Annotated in this window: 13 protein-coding genes; 4 read left to right on the plus strand and 9 right to left on the minus strand. The window is 56.9% G+C overall.

The window, feature by feature from the left end:
• Nucleotides 1-36: 36 nt before the first annotated feature.
• Nucleotides 37-720 carry a response regulator transcription factor gene (locus tag ABLO27_RS07735; RefSeq protein WP_353031827.1) on the minus strand — a complete coding sequence of 228 codons (684 nt, stop codon included), beginning with the start codon at nucleotides 718-720 and terminating at the stop codon, nucleotides 37-39.
• A gap of 464 nt (nucleotides 721-1,184) precedes the next feature.
• On the opposite strand from ABLO27_RS07735, the gene ABLO27_RS07740 reads away from it, so the two are divergent.
• The gene (locus ABLO27_RS07740) at nucleotides 1,185-2,054 is read left to right on the plus strand and encodes an acyl-CoA thioesterase (protein WP_353031829.1); all 870 of its coding nucleotides are present in this window, start codon (nucleotides 1,185-1,187) and stop codon (nucleotides 2,052-2,054) included.
• Nucleotides 2,055-2,092: 38 nt separating this feature from the next.
• Here ABLO27_RS07740 and ABLO27_RS07745 read toward each other — a convergent pair whose 3' ends face one another.
• On the minus strand, nucleotides 2,093-2,629 hold the full coding sequence (locus tag ABLO27_RS07745) for a hypothetical protein (RefSeq protein WP_353031831.1): 537 nt from the start codon (nucleotides 2,627-2,629) through the stop codon (nucleotides 2,093-2,095).
• Between the two features lie 122 nt (nucleotides 2,630-2,751).
• Nucleotides 2,752-4,401, minus strand: a complete 1,650-nt coding sequence (locus tag ABLO27_RS07750; protein ID WP_353031832.1) for a cisplatin damage response ATP-dependent DNA ligase — start codon at nucleotides 4,399-4,401, stop codon at nucleotides 2,752-2,754.
• 172 nt (nucleotides 4,402-4,573) lie between these two features.
• Here ABLO27_RS07750 and ABLO27_RS07755 point away from each other — a divergent pair, with 172 nt between their 5' ends.
• On the plus strand, nucleotides 4,574-6,643 hold the full coding sequence (locus ABLO27_RS07755) for a DEAD/DEAH box helicase (RefSeq protein WP_353031834.1): 2,070 nt from the start codon (nucleotides 4,574-4,576) through the stop codon (nucleotides 6,641-6,643).
• Between the two features lie 170 nt (nucleotides 6,644-6,813).
• Here the strand turns inward: ABLO27_RS07755 and ABLO27_RS07760 are convergent, their stop codons facing one another.
• Genes ABLO27_RS07760 through ABLO27_RS07770 form a run of 3 tightly spaced genes read right to left on the minus strand, consistent with a single transcriptional unit; the run spans nucleotide 6,814 to nucleotide 9,727 of the window.
• Nucleotides 6,814-8,217 carry a right-handed parallel beta-helix repeat-containing protein gene (locus ABLO27_RS07760; protein ID WP_353031835.1) on the minus strand — a complete coding sequence of 468 codons (1,404 nt, stop codon included), beginning with the start codon at nucleotides 8,215-8,217 and terminating at the stop codon, nucleotides 6,814-6,816.
• Nucleotides 8,210-8,653: a DUF4440 domain-containing protein gene (locus ABLO27_RS07765; protein ID WP_353031836.1), complete on the minus strand. Its 444-nt coding sequence runs from the start codon at nucleotides 8,651-8,653 to the stop codon at nucleotides 8,210-8,212. The genes ABLO27_RS07760 and ABLO27_RS07765 overlap by 8 nt, the downstream gene beginning before the upstream one ends.
• A 51-nt stretch (nucleotides 8,654-8,704) precedes the next feature.
• Nucleotides 8,705-9,727: a ligase-associated DNA damage response exonuclease gene (locus ABLO27_RS07770; protein ID WP_353031837.1), complete on the minus strand. Its 1,023-nt coding sequence runs from the start codon at nucleotides 9,725-9,727 to the stop codon at nucleotides 8,705-8,707.
• A gap of 148 nt (nucleotides 9,728-9,875) precedes the next feature.
• On the opposite strand from ABLO27_RS07770, the gene ABLO27_RS07775 reads away from it, so the two are divergent.
• Both ABLO27_RS07775 and pdeM read left to right on the plus strand, forming a co-directional pair.
• On the plus strand, nucleotides 9,876-12,380 hold the full coding sequence (locus ABLO27_RS07775; RefSeq protein ID WP_353031839.1) for a ligase-associated DNA damage response DEXH box helicase: 2,505 nt from the start codon (nucleotides 9,876-9,878) through the stop codon (nucleotides 12,378-12,380).
• Nucleotides 12,377-13,114 (plus strand): ligase-associated DNA damage response endonuclease PdeM, encoded by a 738-nt coding sequence (gene pdeM / locus ABLO27_RS07780; protein ID WP_353031840.1) that lies wholly within the window; start codon nucleotides 12,377-12,379, stop codon nucleotides 13,112-13,114. Before ABLO27_RS07775 ends, pdeM begins: the two co-directional genes overlap by 4 nt.
• A 136-nt stretch (nucleotides 13,115-13,250) precedes the next feature.
• Here pdeM and ABLO27_RS07785 read toward each other — a convergent pair whose 3' ends face one another.
• From ABLO27_RS07785 to ABLO27_RS07795, 3 genes are all read right to left on the minus strand, one after another.
• Entirely contained in the window at nucleotides 13,251-14,363 is a 1,113-nt protein-coding gene (locus ABLO27_RS07785; RefSeq protein ID WP_353031841.1) for an AI-2E family transporter, read from the minus strand.
• Nucleotides 14,364-14,523: 160 nt separating this feature from the next.
• Complete coding sequence (locus ABLO27_RS07790; RefSeq protein WP_353031842.1) at nucleotides 14,524-15,306, minus strand: TIGR02186 family protein; 783 nt, start codon at nucleotides 15,304-15,306, stop codon at nucleotides 14,524-14,526.
• The gene (locus ABLO27_RS07795; protein WP_353031844.1) at nucleotides 15,303-16,232 is read right to left on the minus strand and encodes a sulfite exporter TauE/SafE family protein; all 930 of its coding nucleotides are present in this window, start codon (nucleotides 16,230-16,232) and stop codon (nucleotides 15,303-15,305) included. The genes ABLO27_RS07790 and ABLO27_RS07795 overlap by 4 nt, the downstream gene beginning before the upstream one ends.
• Nucleotides 16,233-16,289 lie beyond the last annotated feature (57 nt).

The following is a 16,289-nucleotide window of genomic DNA, read 5'->3' on the forward strand; positions in this document are numbered from 1 at the left end:
CTTCAGAAATTACGCTACCTGTCGATGAATTTCACATCAATGCAACTCGGCATTTTCGGTAGCATCACCGCCAAGCTGCCACTGTCCGGCTTCAATCTTGGAAGCCGCGATGACCGCCTGTGTGCGGCTTTCAACGCCGAGCTTTTGCAATATAGCGGAGACGTGCGCTTTCACAGTCGCTTCGGACACCGACAGTTCATAGGCGATCTGCTTGTTCAGCAATCCCTCGGACAGCATCATCAGCACGCGTACCTGCTGAGGTGTCAGAGTGGCAAGGCGCTGAACAAGATCACCGCTGCCGTCATCAGCCTTCAGATCGACATCCGGCGGTGTCCACATGTTTCCGGACATGACTTCCGAAATCGCCTGCCGGATCACATCGATGCCGTGAGACTTGGGAATGAACCCCGAAGCTCCGAATTCCACCGCGCGGCGGATCGCCTGCGGATCCTCGTTCGCCGATACGACGACCACAGGAACACCCGAGTATTGCGCACGCAAATACATGAGACCGGAAAAACCGCGCATTCCCGGCATCGTCAGATCCAGTAGAATCAAATCTACGTCGCCGTCCTGTTCCAGACGTGTGGTCACATCTTCCAGGGCACCTGCTTCTTCAATTGCGGCGTTTGGATACTGTGTCTCAAGTGTTTGGCGCAAAGCCCCTCGGAACAAGGGATGATCATCCGCGATGATAAACCTATACGTTGTCGCCGACACGTTGCATTACCTCCCTGAACGGCCCCATCCGCTTCACGACCAGTTAAACCGAGCGCCGCTGCCACTTGCGCATCAAGGTTTTCTGGTTTCCGGCTCCTCACCCCGTTTGGCGGCTTGTTTTGAAGTATGTTTGCATCATGGATTACATTCAAGTCAAACCATGCTTTTGACCAAGACGGGTTCTTTTGTCAGCCCACACTGCTTTGAGCGCCAAAGCACCCGGGACTAAGCTCCCGCAGCGTAGTACTGGCTACGAGAACAATCCGGCAGATGCTCACAACTTCAGATTTTACGCCAAACTTCCGCAGTTGAATTTTTCCTAGTGAACTCAGCCACCTGATCAATCGATCTAATTTTCCACAGATTACATTTCTTATTGATATATTCACCAAAAGACTGCAACAAATGTACCTCAACGACTTTGTACAGATTAAATAAAATCACTGAGCGCACGAATTTATAGGATGACAATTCAAGAGACCCTTTTTTCATTTGTTAATCGCTGGGAATGCGACGAAAATGACCATCTAAATGTTCAGTTTTACTTTAGCCGGTTTGAAGAAGCTGATCGTCAATTCCGCCTGCTGTCCGGCCTGAGCGAAACGCTTGTCGGTGCCCGCAGGGTTCGTCACGTGCGGTACCACAAGGAACTGCGCACCGGCGACCTGATTACAATTCAATCCAGCATCGCATTCGACGGTCCGCATATGATGACCGTCGTGCATGAGATGCGTGACGGCGCAAGTGGCGCCCTCGCTGCGACGGCCCTGGATGGCTATGAACCGAACGCGAATTCGGCCAAGACCCTGCGCCAACGGTTCAAGGACTTTCAAACCCCGATGATCAAGGAAGCCGCGCCGAGGGGCATCCAGACCGGACCGAGTGCGCTTCGGGCAACTCCTTCGGGACTGCAGGGGAAAGGCGCCGAGGTCTGTTACCGCGGAACCGTACTTCCGCGCGATATCGGCGTCGACAGCAAGGCAGACGATCAGTATGCCCTGTCCTGCTGCACGGACGGCGTTCCGCATGTCTGGCAGCGCACGCCGATGACGCATGAATATCTTACGGAAAACGGGTTCGGACGGGTGGCCGTCGAAATGAAGCTGACCTGGTCGACCCCGCTCAAAACCGGAGACACCGTTGTCGTCGTAACAGGCTTCACCGGGGTCAATTCAAAGTCCTTTACAATGCGGCATCACCTGTTTGAAAGCAGGACCAACCGTCTGGCGGCAACCCTGGACGTGGTAGCGCTCATGATGGACCTGTCATCACGCAAGGCCGTTGAACTGCCGCAAGAAGCGCAGAACAATCTCTCCAAGATGCTGATCGACTAAGACCGTGGTCAAAGTGATCAATGACGAGGGCAACTGGCTCAGTTGCCCTCGTCCTCAAAATCCTTTTGAAGTTCCCGCACCATGCCGAAGAAGCGCCTCATCGCGCTTTCTGTGAACGTCAAAACCTTCTCAAGTTCCTCATCCGCTTCTTCAAGACCGGTTGTCATGTCGGTGTTACCGTTTTCCGACGGCTTGCGATCGAGGGCCGAGCCCGGCGGCAATTGCCTGTCGCCATTCGCACCACTCTCCAGTTCCTGGACCCGAGCGGTGAGCCGGTCAATCTCGCTTGCCAGTTCGTTGATCTCGGCCAGATAGGCATCTTCCGCCAGTGGGACCGGGTTGCAGCGCCAGGAGGTGTTCTGTTCCCGGCAAACCGAAACCGTGCCGTTTTGCCGATCCACACGCAGAATGTCGCCATCGACAGCCACGAGAGAATATCGGCCGGGCTGACCTTGTGTGACGGCGTCGGATTGTTCCGGCGTGATCTGGTCCTGAGCCGTTGCGGCTCCAGCAAGCAACAAAACGGCAGCTGCACCGCCCAAGACTGTTGCAGGCACAAACTTGCGGATTTTCATCTCGTCTCTCCGTTATACGGCATGGCGATCCACCGTTGTTCTTCACCTGATGGTTGCCACGATTCCGTGACCAAAGCACGGCCATTGCCGGTTTTTCGCGGTTTATCGTAAATTTAGCGCTTTCAGCCTTCATTCGCAGGCAATAGCGCTTCGAGGCTCTCAATCCGATCCGCTTCCGACGGCGGCTTGTCCCATCTCAGCCTGGAAATTCTCGGAAACCGCATCGCAACACCGGACTTGTGGCGTGTGGACCGATTCAGCCCCTCAAAGGCAACTTCCAGAACAAGGCCGTTCTCGCTGCCATGAGCCACCTCCCTGACCGGTCCAAACCTGTTGATGGTGTTGGCGCGAACAAATCGATCGATTTCCCGCAATTCTTCGTCGGTAAATCCAAAATACGCCTTGCCGACAGGAACGATCTCCGGACCGCTTTCTCCGTCTCTCCAAACCCCGAATGTATAGTCTGAATAAAACGAAGACCGTTTGCCGTGCCCGCGCTGAGCGTACATCAGGACCGCATCTATCAGGAAAGGTTCCCGCTTCCATTTGTACCACAGTCCTTTTGGCCGGCCGTTGAGATAGCGAGCCTCCCATTTTTTCAGCATCAAGCCTTCCACGGCCCCGGCATCGTTCACCTCGAGGAACCTATCCGGTTTCGAGCGGGCAGCCGCGATGACATCCCAGTCCTCAACCTCCACCATTGGAGACAAGTCGATCCGGTGCGGCGCCCGAGTGGCAATGAAGTCTTCCAGTTTCGCTCTTCGTTCCGAAAAGGGCAGTTCGCGCAAGTCCTCTCCGTCCAGAAACAAAAGATCATATGCACGGATCGCTGCCGGATAGTCCTTCAGCAGTTTTGGGCCTGCGGTTTTCCTGTTCAAACGCTTTTGCAAGTCGGAAAACGGCAAGACCCTGCCCTCTTTGACGATCAGGAGCTCCCCGTCGATGCAGGCATCAAAATCAAGCCCGTCAATCACATCGGGAAACGCTTTCGAAATATCCTCACCGGTTCGACTGTAGAGCCTGCGAATGGTTTCTCCCTGTTTCGTTTTGCCTGCAGCGGCCTGAATGCGGATGCCGTCCCATTTCCATTCAACCGCAAACTCCCCGGCATCCAGTTGAGCAATATCCTTCTCCTCGTCCAGCGGATGCGCAAGCATCACCGGCCGGAAAGGGGCCGGATCGTCGGTCTCGGGCGGCCCTGCTCGCCCTTCCATCCAGGCGAACAGGGTTTCGTAAGGCGGCCTGAGCCCGTGCCAAACCTCCTCCACTTGAGCCACGTCCACTTCTCCAAGTCGTGCAACCGCAGTCTTGGCAAGCCTGGCAGAAACGCCAACTCGCATCCCACCGGTCACAAGTTTCAGCAAAGCCCATCGTCCGGTTTCGTCCAGTTGCTCCAGCCAGTCGGTCAACAATCTCGGCACATCGGTTTTACCGGCATTCTCGAGGGCGACGATCACACGCGACAACTCAAGCGACGATTGGTCTTCCTGCCCCGCTGAGCCAGCGGGCCACATCAACGCAATGGTTTCAGAAAGGTCTCCGACGAAATCATACGAAAGGGCGAAGAGCTGCGGGTCGGTTCGTTCGCTTGCGAGAGACCTGAGCATGGCAGGCTTAGCGTTCTTGAAGCTGAGCCCTCCGGTTAGCGCCGCCAGCGCATATCCACGATCCGGATCCGGCGTCTCCTTGAAATACCTGACCAGCAGCGCCTCTTTCGCGAGACGCCTGGGCTCCAGAGAAAGTCTGTCCAAAAGCTGGGAAAATGCCTGCATGGGACCAGAAAAACCGGGAATGCTCCCGTTTACAAGTCCGGGATGGACCTTCTTACCATTTCCCTGTATAAGCCGCGCCCATCTTAGGCACATCCAGGCTGATACTAAGACAGCCCGATCCGGTAGACTGCTGACTGGCACGCAGATGATCCGGAGCAGTTGAAAGATTTCTATGACTGAGTTGACGTCTCTCGCCCCGGCCCTGTCGGCCGCGCTGGCGAAACGAGGCTATGAGAGCCTCACTCCTGTACAGGAAAGCGTTCTGAACGACGCGCCCCCGGAAGCAGACCTTCTGGTATCAGCACAGACCGGTTCTGGCAAAACTGTAGCTTTCGGTCTCGCACTTGCCCCTACCCTCCTGCAGGGACAGGACCAGCTTGGCAAGGCGGCGGCTCCCATTGCGCTTGCGATCGCACCGACCCGCGAACTTGCCCTTCAGGTGAAGGAAGAACTTACCTGGCTTTACGAACAGGCTGGAGCCGTTACCACTTCGTGCGTGGGCGGCATGGATCCGCGCTCCGAGCGCCGGGCGCTGGAACGCGGTGCGCATATTGTCGTCGGAACACCAGGACGTCTTCGCGATCATATTGAACGTGGCGCCCTGGACCTCTCCGAGATCCGTGCTGTCGTGCTGGATGAAGCCGACGAGATGCTTGATATGGGTTTCCGGGAAGATCTGGAGTTCATCCTGGACGCAGCGCCTCAAGAGCGCAGAACCCTGATGTTCTCCGCGACCGTTCCACGACCGATCGCAGAACTTGCAAAACGGTTCCAGAAGGATGCTGTCCGCCTTTCGACCATCAATGCGCGTGAACAGCATGGCGATATCGACTATGTCGCCCACCCTGTTCCGCCGAATGAGCGCGAAAACGCGATTATCAATGTCCTGCGGTTGCACGAAGCTGAAAAGGCGATCGTATTCTGTTCGACCCGCGAAGCTGTCAGCCGCCTGACGTCCCGCCTCGCAAACCGCGGTTTTTCGATCGTTTCCCTTTCCGGTGAACTCAGCCAGGAGCAACGCTCCAGCGCACTTGCCGCGATGAAGGACGGACGCGCCCGCGTGTGTGTTGCGACCGACGTTGCTGCACGCGGGATCGACTTGCCCAATCTGGATCTCGTCATCCATGCGGACCTGCCGACAGGCAAGGCTGCCCTCTTGCACCGGTCCGGCCGCACCGGCCGTGCAGGCCGGAAAGGCACTTGCGTTCTGATGGTTCCGTTCCCCCGCCGGAGACAAGCGGAGCGCGTTCTCCATTTCGCGGGCATCAAGGCAACCTGGAAAGGCGCACCGACCGCAGACGAGATCCGCGCTGAGGACAAGGCGCGCCTTCTGGCAGATCCGGCATTAACGGTCGAGCTGGAGGAAGAGGACCGCGCAATCGCAATGGAGCTTCTTGCGCTCCACAGCCCCGAGCAGCTTGCCTCTGCCTTCGTAAAGCTGCGGCAGTCCCGCATGCCGGCTCCCGAAGAAATCTCCGAGCTGAACGAAACGTCGTTGAAAGGCCGTGACGCAGGTTCTCGCGGTGGCCGCAACGCGGAAATCACCGGCAAGTTCGAGGATGGCATCTGGTTCTCATTGTCGCTTGGTCACCGTCAGCGGGCCGAACCACGTTGGATCCTGCCGATGATCTGCCGTGCCGGCCATGTGACCAAGAAGGAAGTGGGCGCGATCAAGATCTTCCAGAATCAGCTCTACTTCGAAATTTCCGCCAGCCACGGTGAACGCTTTGCGGACGTCATCAAGCGGGAAGGAACGGGTGAGGACAACGTCACAATCACGTTGCTCGATGCACGCGGCGGAAAGGTTCCCAGCCCTCCAAAGGAAGACTTCGAACGTCGGGGACGTCAGAATGCACCCAGACGGCGCCCTTCCAGAGGCGATGCGCCGGACTATGAGAACCTTGGCCCGGAAGACAGTTTGAAGTCCGACCGTCCGAAGCGCGGACCGAAACGGGAATTCGATGGCCCTCGCGGCAAAAAGCGCCGCAAGTTCGGAGACGACGAGGGTGCACCTCATCACCCGGCATACGAGCCGCTGGACATGAAGGCACTGGCCCGGGACCTTGACGGAGACGACCGTAAACCTTCGCGGAAGCCACGCGGTGCCGACCACCCGGAGGGAGACGACCAGCGCAGATCAAAACCGCGGTCCGCGTCAAAGGCAGCTTCGCCCAAAAAGAAAGCACCAAAGAAAAACAAGCCTTCCCGGTCGGAACGCAAGGCAGCTAAAGCCAAGAAATAAGGCGATCCTGAACAGCGCCCCTGGCAGAGACGAGCTTCAAAACGAACCCGTTCGCCAGCCAGGAGCAAACGTTCTACCTTTTGCAATTCAGGCCGCAAGCTCATGAGCTTGCGGCCTTTTTCATCCCCTCACATTCCAATTTTCAAAATCCGTCTTCTCCGCTGTCTTCTTCATGACGGGCCTGCAGAGCAGGTTGTACGCTTCGGCATGCTAAAATTGCCGAAGCCCTGCTGCTCAATGACCGTATCGATGTGTTCTCCTTCGGCCAGAAAGCTGTTTTCCAGGAACGATCGTCCGGACGGAGAGAACGAATGATTACCAGAAATCACCGTGTTCTTGATTGGACGGTTCAGAAATCTGGCGCGAAACGGGCTCCCGAGATAAAGATACTCGAAGTCACCGATGAAACGATTGCCGGTAACAGCGTTGCCGTCATCTTCAATGCGAATTCCCGTTTCCAACCATTCAAAGCAATTGTCTTCGTAAATGTTGTCCTTGGCGAAATCCTCGTAGAGATGCAGCTTCGTCGGGAAAGGCCAACGCGGTGAAAGCGCACGCTTGTCGACGAAGCCGGCAATCTGCTCCGGGTTGAAATGGTAGCCCTGGAAGCCGTCGGACTGTCCCCATTCCCGCTCGCCCATCATCAATTCCAGAGATACCGGATTTTCATAAGGGCTCTTGTCGCCGCAATCCCACATAACCAAGTCACGGGACTGACGAGATGCTACCCAAATACCGATGTCCATATTGCGAAACACATTTCCACGGATGACATTGCCATCCGACCCCTGAAGCCGTGGGCAGCTTTGGGAGTTTGTGGTGTGGAACTCCCAACAGTTCTTGTAATGAAAAATGCCGCCGAAGGCATTGCCGTCAAAGACATTATTCTCAATCAGGTTGAAGGCTGATCCGTCGACCGAGAGCCCCTCCCGGCGCGTCGGACCAATCCGTCTGATACCGAAGTTCGTGAACAGGCCATTGTTGCGGACAAGGTTGCCTGAGACGGTGTTTTTCTGGGACCCGTGCTCCAGATAGATACCGACGTGATGGCCATCGGCGACAATCGAGTTTCGAATGACCGCGCCGACAACATAGTGATCGACAAAAATGCCGGTCATGAAAGAGTTTGTAATCGTGAGGTGTTCCAGAACGACCCCTTGCGACGACCCGACACGTGCAGCTTCCCGGGACTGCGGATCGTCCTCCGGCGTCTGCCCTTCGATGAGAATTCCACCGGTATCGTGAAGGCGGCAGTCTCTCACGGTCACGCTCTTCAATCCGGGCCGGATAACAATTCCGCGCCGGTGCATGCCGGTGATTGTGGCTCCCTGGCAGTCGAGTACGACGTCGCTTGCTGAAATCGTGATGCTGCGCGTGTAGCGGCACCCGGTCTCAAGAAGTGTAGTTCCCGAAATATCTGCCGGGAGTTCGCAATCTCTCAAGTCCTGCGGCGCTTCCGTCAACGCTCCGTAGGAAGCAGCAAACGCGCCAGTCATGGCGGGCAGGAATGTAACAACAGCAAGGATGAGGGAGGCAACCCAGGCCGACTGCAGCAACGTCCAGCGTTCAGTCATTGATGATGCAGGCGATGACCCAGTCGGAGCCGTCGTGAATCAGCTGGTAGTGACATGTGAATTCGAAGATCGCCTCGCCATCGTCCGTTTCCTGGCTCCAATCAAGCGTCACCAATGCGGTCGTGCCGCTTACATGGCTTGAACTGACGTGAAAATCGGAATGGGTCACCCCTTCCTTTTCCAGAGCCTTCAAAAGCGCTTCGATGTTTTCCAGCAACTCTTCGTCGTCGTTGAAGACATGGCCTTTTTCATGCTGCCAGATGATGGCAGGCAGCGCAAAACAATCGCAGATCCTGTCTGCTTCGTAATCGTTGAAACCGGCCTGATAGTCATCGAACAGCTGCGCGATGGCTTCTTCTGCTTCACCGTTCAGGTTCGCAGCCTCATTGCTGGCCTGCTCTTCGTCAGAGTTCGTGATTTTGTCGTCATCCGACATGACTGCCTCCCCAATAGATCGGACAAACGGTCCGCCCGTTCATATTGAACCTTAGGCCTCCTGGGCTGGCGGATTACCGGTGTCTTCACCGTCGTCATACCCTATCATATTGAGTGGTCGTGCATGCCGTCCATTCAATTCACACCAGTGGACAAGTGCCTCTTCTGCGCCATGCGTTACCCAAACCTGCTCCGCCCCTGTCTCAATGATCGTTCGACAAAGGTCGTCCCAATCAGCATGGTCTGAAATGATCAACGGAAGTTCGGCACCTCGCTGACGGGCGCGGGCGCGCACGCGCATCCACCCGGAAGCCATGGCTGCAACTGGATCGCCGAAACGCCTGGCCCAACGATCCCCAAGTTGCCCGGGTGGGCAGACAACAATCTCGCCCTGAAGCTCTTTCCCGCGCTTGCCCACGGGCTCCAGATCTCCCAGCTCGATACCTTGGCTCTGGTAATACGTCGTCAGCTTTTCCTGCGCCCCATGCAGAAAAATCGTCTTTTGATAACCGGCTGCCCGCAACTCCGCGATGACTCGCTGAGCCTTACCAAGCGCATAAGCGCCAACAAGATGCGTCTGCTCGGGAAAGAGTTCCAGTGACGACAGAAGCTTCTCGACTTCTCTACGGGCCGGAGGGTGTCTGAAAACCGGCAGGCCAAACGTTGCCTCGGTCACAAAAGTATCGCAGGGCACCAACTCAAAGGGAGTACAGGTCGGATCTTGCTGGCGCTTGTAATCTCCCGAGACCACTGTGCGACGCCCGCGATCGGCCAGAAGAACCTGAGCCGAACCCAGGACGTGCCCGGCAGGGTGGAGCGAGACTGAGACACCGCCGACTTCAATCACTTCACCATAGTCGATTGATTGGGGCCGCCCGCAGAACTCCTCACCATACCGGATCGACATGATGTCAAGGGTTTGCCGTGTTGCCAGAACCGCACCATGCCCCGCCCGTGCATGATCGGCATGCCCGTGGGTAACAATCGCCTTTTCCACCGGGCGCACCGGATCGATATGGGCATCGGCCTGCGGACAAAAAAGCCCGGCAGGTGTGAGCGTCAGAAGCTCGGACATCGGCTAAAAGTCATCCTTCCCGGTGGCATGCCCAAGATCTCTGCCTTGGCGCTTGCCACAATGCAATAAATTTTGGAGCAGAACACAATAAGAACATTCATAGCCCGAAATGCTCGCCTTTTCAAAATTCGTGTCTTAAAACAATCTCATGGATGCAGCGCTTTTACCCAATCGATTTCAAAGCTGGTTCGCTTCGCGAGGCTGGTCTGCGAGAGCGCACCAACTGCAGCTGATCGATCACCTCGGGCAAGGCCATTCCACTTTGCTGATTGCTCCAACGGGTGCCGGCAAGACACTCGCCGGATTTCTGCCAAGCCTTGTAGAACTTGAAGCAAGAGGCAAGAGAAAGCCGGGACAGGCAGGCAACGGCATTCATACTCTTTACATTTCCCCGTTGAAGGCCCTTGCGGTCGACATTGCCCGGAACCTGGAAGCACCCGTTTCGGAAATGGGCCTGCCAGTGCGACTTGAGACGCGTACCGGTGACACGCCGTCTCACAAACGACAGCGTCAAAAGCTCAATCCGCCCGATATCCTGCTCACGACGCCTGAACAGATTGCCCTGCTTCTGTCGGATCCGGCATCTGCCAAGCTGTTCGCGTCGTTGAAGACAGTCATTCTGGACGAGCTTCACGCCATGGTAACGTCCAAGCGCGGAGACCTGCTCGCGCTCGGGCTGGCCAGACTGCGCCGCCTTTCCCCCGGACTGCGCACTGTCGGCCTGTCGGCGACGGTTGCCGAACCCGATGACCTGCGCGCCTATCTGGTGGAGCAGACCGACACGGCGGCAAGATCCTTGTCGCATCTTGTTGAGGTCAGTGGCGGGGCACAACCTGATGTTTCGATCCTCAATTCGGAAGAACGCCTGCCATGGTCGGGTCACTCCTCCCGTTATGCCATTGGCGACATGTATCAGCTGATCAGGGAACACAATGTTTCGCTGCTTTTCGTGAATACGCGCAGCCAGGCGGAAATGGTTTTTCAGGAGCTCTGGCGCATCAATGACGAGACATTGCCGATCGCGTTGCATCACGGTTCGTTGGACGTCGGTCAGCGGCGCAAGGTGGAAGCTGCAATGGCGTCGGGGGCACTCAGAGCCGTCGTTGCAACTTCCTCGCTCGACATGGGCATCGACTGGGGAGATATCGACCTCGTCATCAACATCGGTGCACCCAAGGGGGCAAGTCGCCTGGCTCAAAGGATCGGCCGCGCCAACCACCGGATGGATGAACCTTCGAAAGCCATTCTAATTCCCGCAAACAGATTTGAGGTTCTTGAATGCCAGGCAGCTCTGGCCGCATCCAAGCGAGGTGATCAGGATACGCCTCCCTTGCGCAAGGGAGCCCTCGACGTGCTTGCGCAGCATATTCTCGGACTTGCCTGTTCCGACCCTCTCGATGCCGTCGCCACATTCGACGAAATCAGATCATCGGAAACCTACAGGCATCTGGATTGGGAAACCTTCGAGAAGGTTCTGGATTTCGTTGCCACCGGCGGCTACGCGCTCAAGAGTTATGATCAGTATGCCAAGTTGCGCAAGGGCAAGGACGGCCTGTGGCGCATTTCGCATCCCAAGATCGCCCAGCAATACCGGTTGAACGTCGGCACGATTGTCGAGGCCCCGATGCTGAAGGTGCGCCTGGTCCGGTCCAAGGCAGACGGACGGCGCACGCCGGTCGGGCGTGGCGGGCGCCTACTGGGAGAAATCGAAGAATATTTCATCGAGCAAATGTCACAAGGCGATACGTTTCTCTTCGGAGGTGAAGTTCTCAGGTTCGAAGGCATGCGCGAGAGCGAAGCCTATGTTTCGCGCGCCAAAACAGACAACCCCATGATCCCCTCCTACATGGGTGGCAAGTTCCCGCTTTCCACTTACCTTGCAGAAAGCGTGCGGACCATGCTGGCAACCCCTTCCTCCTGGCCTGCCTTGCCCGATCAGGTGCGCGACTGGCTGGAAATCCAGAGGGACAAGTCGGTTCTGCCGGCAAAAGACGGTCTGCTCGTGGAAACCTTTCCAAGAGCCAACAAGCACTACATGGTCTGCTATCCGTTTGAAGGCCGCCTGGCGCACCAGACGCTCGGAATGCTTCTGACCAAGCGGCTTGAGCGCATGGGGGCGAGGCCTATGGGGTTTGTGGCCAATGATTACGCCCTGTCGGTGTGGGGCCTGGGCGACTTGTCGCTGCTGTTTTCCTCCGGCCGAATTCCGTTGGATCAGGTGTTCGAAGAGGACATTCTGGGCGATGATCTCGACGCCTGGCTCGCCGAATCCAGCCTCATGAAACGTACGTTTCGTAATTGTGCCGTGATCGCCGGCCTGATCGAGCGCCGCCATCCGGGGCAGGAGAAAACAGGTCGGCAGGTAACTGTGTCCTCGGACCTGATCTACGATGTGTTACGTGCCCATGAACCTGACCATATTCTGCTCAAGGCGACCTGGAACGATGCCGCAGAAGGACTTTTGGATATCTCGCGCCTCGGGGAACTTCTTGCCCGAATTCGCGGGCGAATCACCCATACTGCCCTTCCGCACGTCTCTCCCCTCGCCGTGCCTATCCTTCTGGAAATAGGAAAAGAACCGGTCTACGGAGAAGCCATGGACACATTGCTGGAAGAAGCTGCCGAGGAGTTGGTTCTGGAGGCTATGGAATGACTGCCCTGACATCCCATCTGCGCAAGTATTCTGCTGCGCCGGTGTGTCATGACATTCAGATCAACGGTCAATTGGTTGGCCTGCACGACAGCGGTGTGCTGTGGTGGCCCGACGAGTCGACCCTGATCGTTGCCGACCTCCACCTGGAAAAGGGCTCTAGTTTTGCTCGCCGCGGCATCATGTTGCCGCCTTACGACACCGGCGCGACGCTTGAAAAGCTGGCCGGCGTCATGGATGCGTTCGACCCGGCGAGAGTTATCTGCCTGGGCGACAGTTTCCACGATTCTGATGGATCCGACAGGCTGCCTGCCCCTTACCGTGCCATGCTGACCACCTTGCAGCTGGGACGGGAATGGATCTGGGTGACGGGAAACCACGACCCGGTTGCACCGGTGCGCCTGTGCGGTGAAACCGTGGACGAGACAACGATCGGTCCCCTCACCTTCCGCCACGAGCCGATCGAGAAAATCGGGTCGGAAGAAACTGCAGGAGAAGTGTGTGGTCACCTGCATCCGGCTGCGCGCGTGCGCCGCTTTGGCCGGTCCATCCGCCGCGCCTGTTTCATTACCGACGGCACCCGCCTGGTGCTCCCTGCCTTCGGCGCTCTTACCGGCGGTCTGAACGTCACGCATGATGCCTACAGCATGATCTTCCGGCGCCGCCAGTTTTCGGTCTTCATGCTCGGCAATGACCGCTTGTTTCCCTTTACCGCGAGCCGGTTGGTAGGCGACTGAGCCCATCCTTCGGCACGAGTGTTGGAGGCTGGAGAAACCTCAATCCTCCGAAGCAACGTTGGTTTTGCCCTGGAACAAGGCAAGACGTTTTGTCAGGACGGTCTTCGCTTGTTTCTCGGTCAGCTGATGGATGAAATCAGATTTCTTCGTCGGCTTCCTCCCGCACCTTCACCCAGGCAATGACAAGCTCGTAGAAGACTGAGAGGATGACCGGGCCGAGAAACAGGCCGAGCAGACCATAGGCGATGGTTCCGCCGAACACGCCGATCAATATGACAAGCATCGGCACATCCAGGCCGCGAGACATCAAAAGTGGCCTCAGCACATTGTCGATCAGCATCACCGGTACCATCAGCGCCGTGAAAATGATCGCAGGAACGACCGCCCAAGAACTCCACGCCCAGATGATGGCCGGAATGATGACGAGCGCCGGTCCGATCTGAATGATGCAGAGGATCAAGGTCACGAAGGTCAGGACACCCGCAAACGGCACGGCAAACAGAACAAGCAGGATACCGGTCAGCAGGCCCTGGATCACCGCAACACCAATCACGCCGCGAGAGACGTTGCGAATGGTGGCGCCGGACAGATCGACGAACTCCGCACCGCGCGGAGCAATGATCCGGTCGGCAAACCGCTTGGCGCCCGATGCGAGCGCGGGCCCGGGGACGAAGAGAAAGCCGGCGACAATGATGGAAACCATGAAAAAGAGCACACTGCCGCTCAAGCTGGCGAGCACGGACAGAACCTTTTCGCCTGCAGGCACCAGGGTCGGGCCGACCTTGACCACGAACTGTTCCAGGCTGCGACTGGCGAGGTCCCACATCTCGGCAATTTTGGAACCGACCACAGGGGCATTGGCCAGTTTTTCGGGCAGCGTCGGAAACTTGAAAGTGCCACCGGCAATGGCGTGATACCAGGTCTGCAGCGTATCCACGAGGTTGACCACAAGAACGGCGACAGGACCGACAACAATCGCAAGGCAAACCAGCGTCACGAGAGTGGCAGAAAGGCCCTTACGCCCCCCCAGCCTCTTCGCCAGCCAGCTGTAAACGGGATAGAGCGCAACGGTCAAAACAACCGCCCAAAGCAGAAACAGGAAAAACGGCGCGACCAATTGCAGGGAGAAATAGGCAAAGAGGCCCAGGACCCCCAATCGAATGGCGATATCGATCACCTTGGCATCGACAGAAGGCTCTACTTTGGCCTGTGCGTTCTTCGAAATATCGGAATTGGATTGATCAGCCATGCTGCCCTGCCTGAACGTTTAAAAAATACGTAACGGCAGCATAGCGGCGGTATCACCGAGTTCCAGACAAAAAGTGCTGCTTTTTCAATCGGCAGGCCGCGCTACCCTACCAGCGTCAGCGAAGAGTGTTTCGCCGGAGCGCCTCTTTGACCGAAGGAAGTCAGTCCTTCCGGAAGATGACACCCGCAAGCCAGCCGGTGAAAATTGCCAAGGCAACCGCCAGCAGTCCATAGACCAACGAATAATGTTGGGCGAGTTCGAATGTTATCTGCTCGAAACCGATTTTTGCGACCGCGAGTGTCTGCTCCGTCTGCGATACCAAATTTCCCTGATTGAAGAGGAAGCTTTTGACCTTGTAGTCGCCGACCGGGATGTTTGCCGGCAAGGGAATGTTGGTGCGGAACATTGTATTGGTCAGAAACTGGATCGAGGTCTCCTGCTCGGAATAGAGCCCCATGTCCTGACGAAGGCGAATGAAAGCCTTTCGGAAATCATCGCGATCCGACAGAGGCACATTGGAGACGCCCGACACGGCCAGATTGATGTGATTGAGCCCGATACCGTATTCGTCCAGAATATTCCTGTGTGCAATCTCTCCGATATCCGTCGTACTCGCGACAGCATAGAAAGACGGCACCTTCTGAAATTTTTCCGCTTCGCGGTTTACCCAGACGCCAAGAAAGCGCCCCTTGCGCCGGGTGGTGATGTCTTGCGGGGGACCTTCGACGATAATGGCGAGCTCAAAGCCACCCGGGGCGTTGGGCTGCCTGTCGATATGGCTCGCCTGCCCGAAAATGACGATCTCCGTTCCGGTAAAATTGGACTGGATGGAAACCATGTCAGACGAGAGGGCCGTCACAAGGTCCTTGTTTTTCTCCTGAGCCAGAACCGGTCCGCTGAAGAAAAGCAAAACGGTCGCGAGCAACAGCATGATCCGGGTCATGCGCCCGCTCCCTTGCGAATAGCAATGGAGTAGAGATCGTCGGGCACCAGCAGCAGGTCGACCGCGAAACGCATTCCGACCCCAAGCACCAGGAGCGCCAGCAACAGGCGCAACTGATCACCGCGAAGGTTCTGTCCCATGCGCGCGCCAAACTGGGCTCCGATCACGCCGCCGATCATAAGAGTCATCGCAAGGACGATGTCGACCGTTTTGGTTCCCATCGAGTGGAAAATGGTGGCCGCGGCCATCGTGAACAGGATCTGAAACAGCGATGTGCCGATCACGATGTTGGTCGGAACGCGTAAGAGGTAGATGAGCGCCGGAACCATCATGAAGCCGCCGCCGATGCCCAGAACGGTGCCCAGAAAGCCAATGATTGCACCGAGACCAACAACCGGGATGACGCTCACATAAAGCTTCGACCGGCGGAACCGCACTTTCAGGGGCAGCCCGTGAATCCAATTGTGCTGACCTGGCCTGCGTGCCTTTGGTGCCGCACCGGATTTTCTCCGCCGGATCGCCCGGACGGATTCAAACAGCATCAGCCCTCCGATGGTTCCCAGGAACGTCACGTAGGAGAGCGAAATAACCACATCCAGCTGGCCGACCGCCTGCAGCACATCAAACAGGATAACGCCAATCAAGGACCCGAAAACACCACCGGCCAGCAAGATGGTCGCCAGCTTGAGATCAATGGCCTTACGTCGCCAATAGGTCATCACGGCAGATGCCGACGACGCGACGACCTGTGTCGTCACGGTTGCGACTGAAACCGCCGGTGGGATGCCGGAAAAGATCAGCAGCGGGGTCAGAAGAAAACCACCTCCGATCCCGAACAGGCCAGAGAGAAACCCCACAGCACCACCCATGCCGAATATCACAAAGATATTGACCGGTATTTCGGCTATGGGCAGATATAATTGCACAGGGTTACGCCGGTTTTCAGTGCAGCTGAACTGCTTAGGGATTGGTTTGTGGTCTCG

This window comes from Roseibium sp. SCP15 (assembly GCF_040329435.1).
GTDB lineage: Bacteria > Pseudomonadota > Alphaproteobacteria > Rhizobiales > Stappiaceae > Roseibium.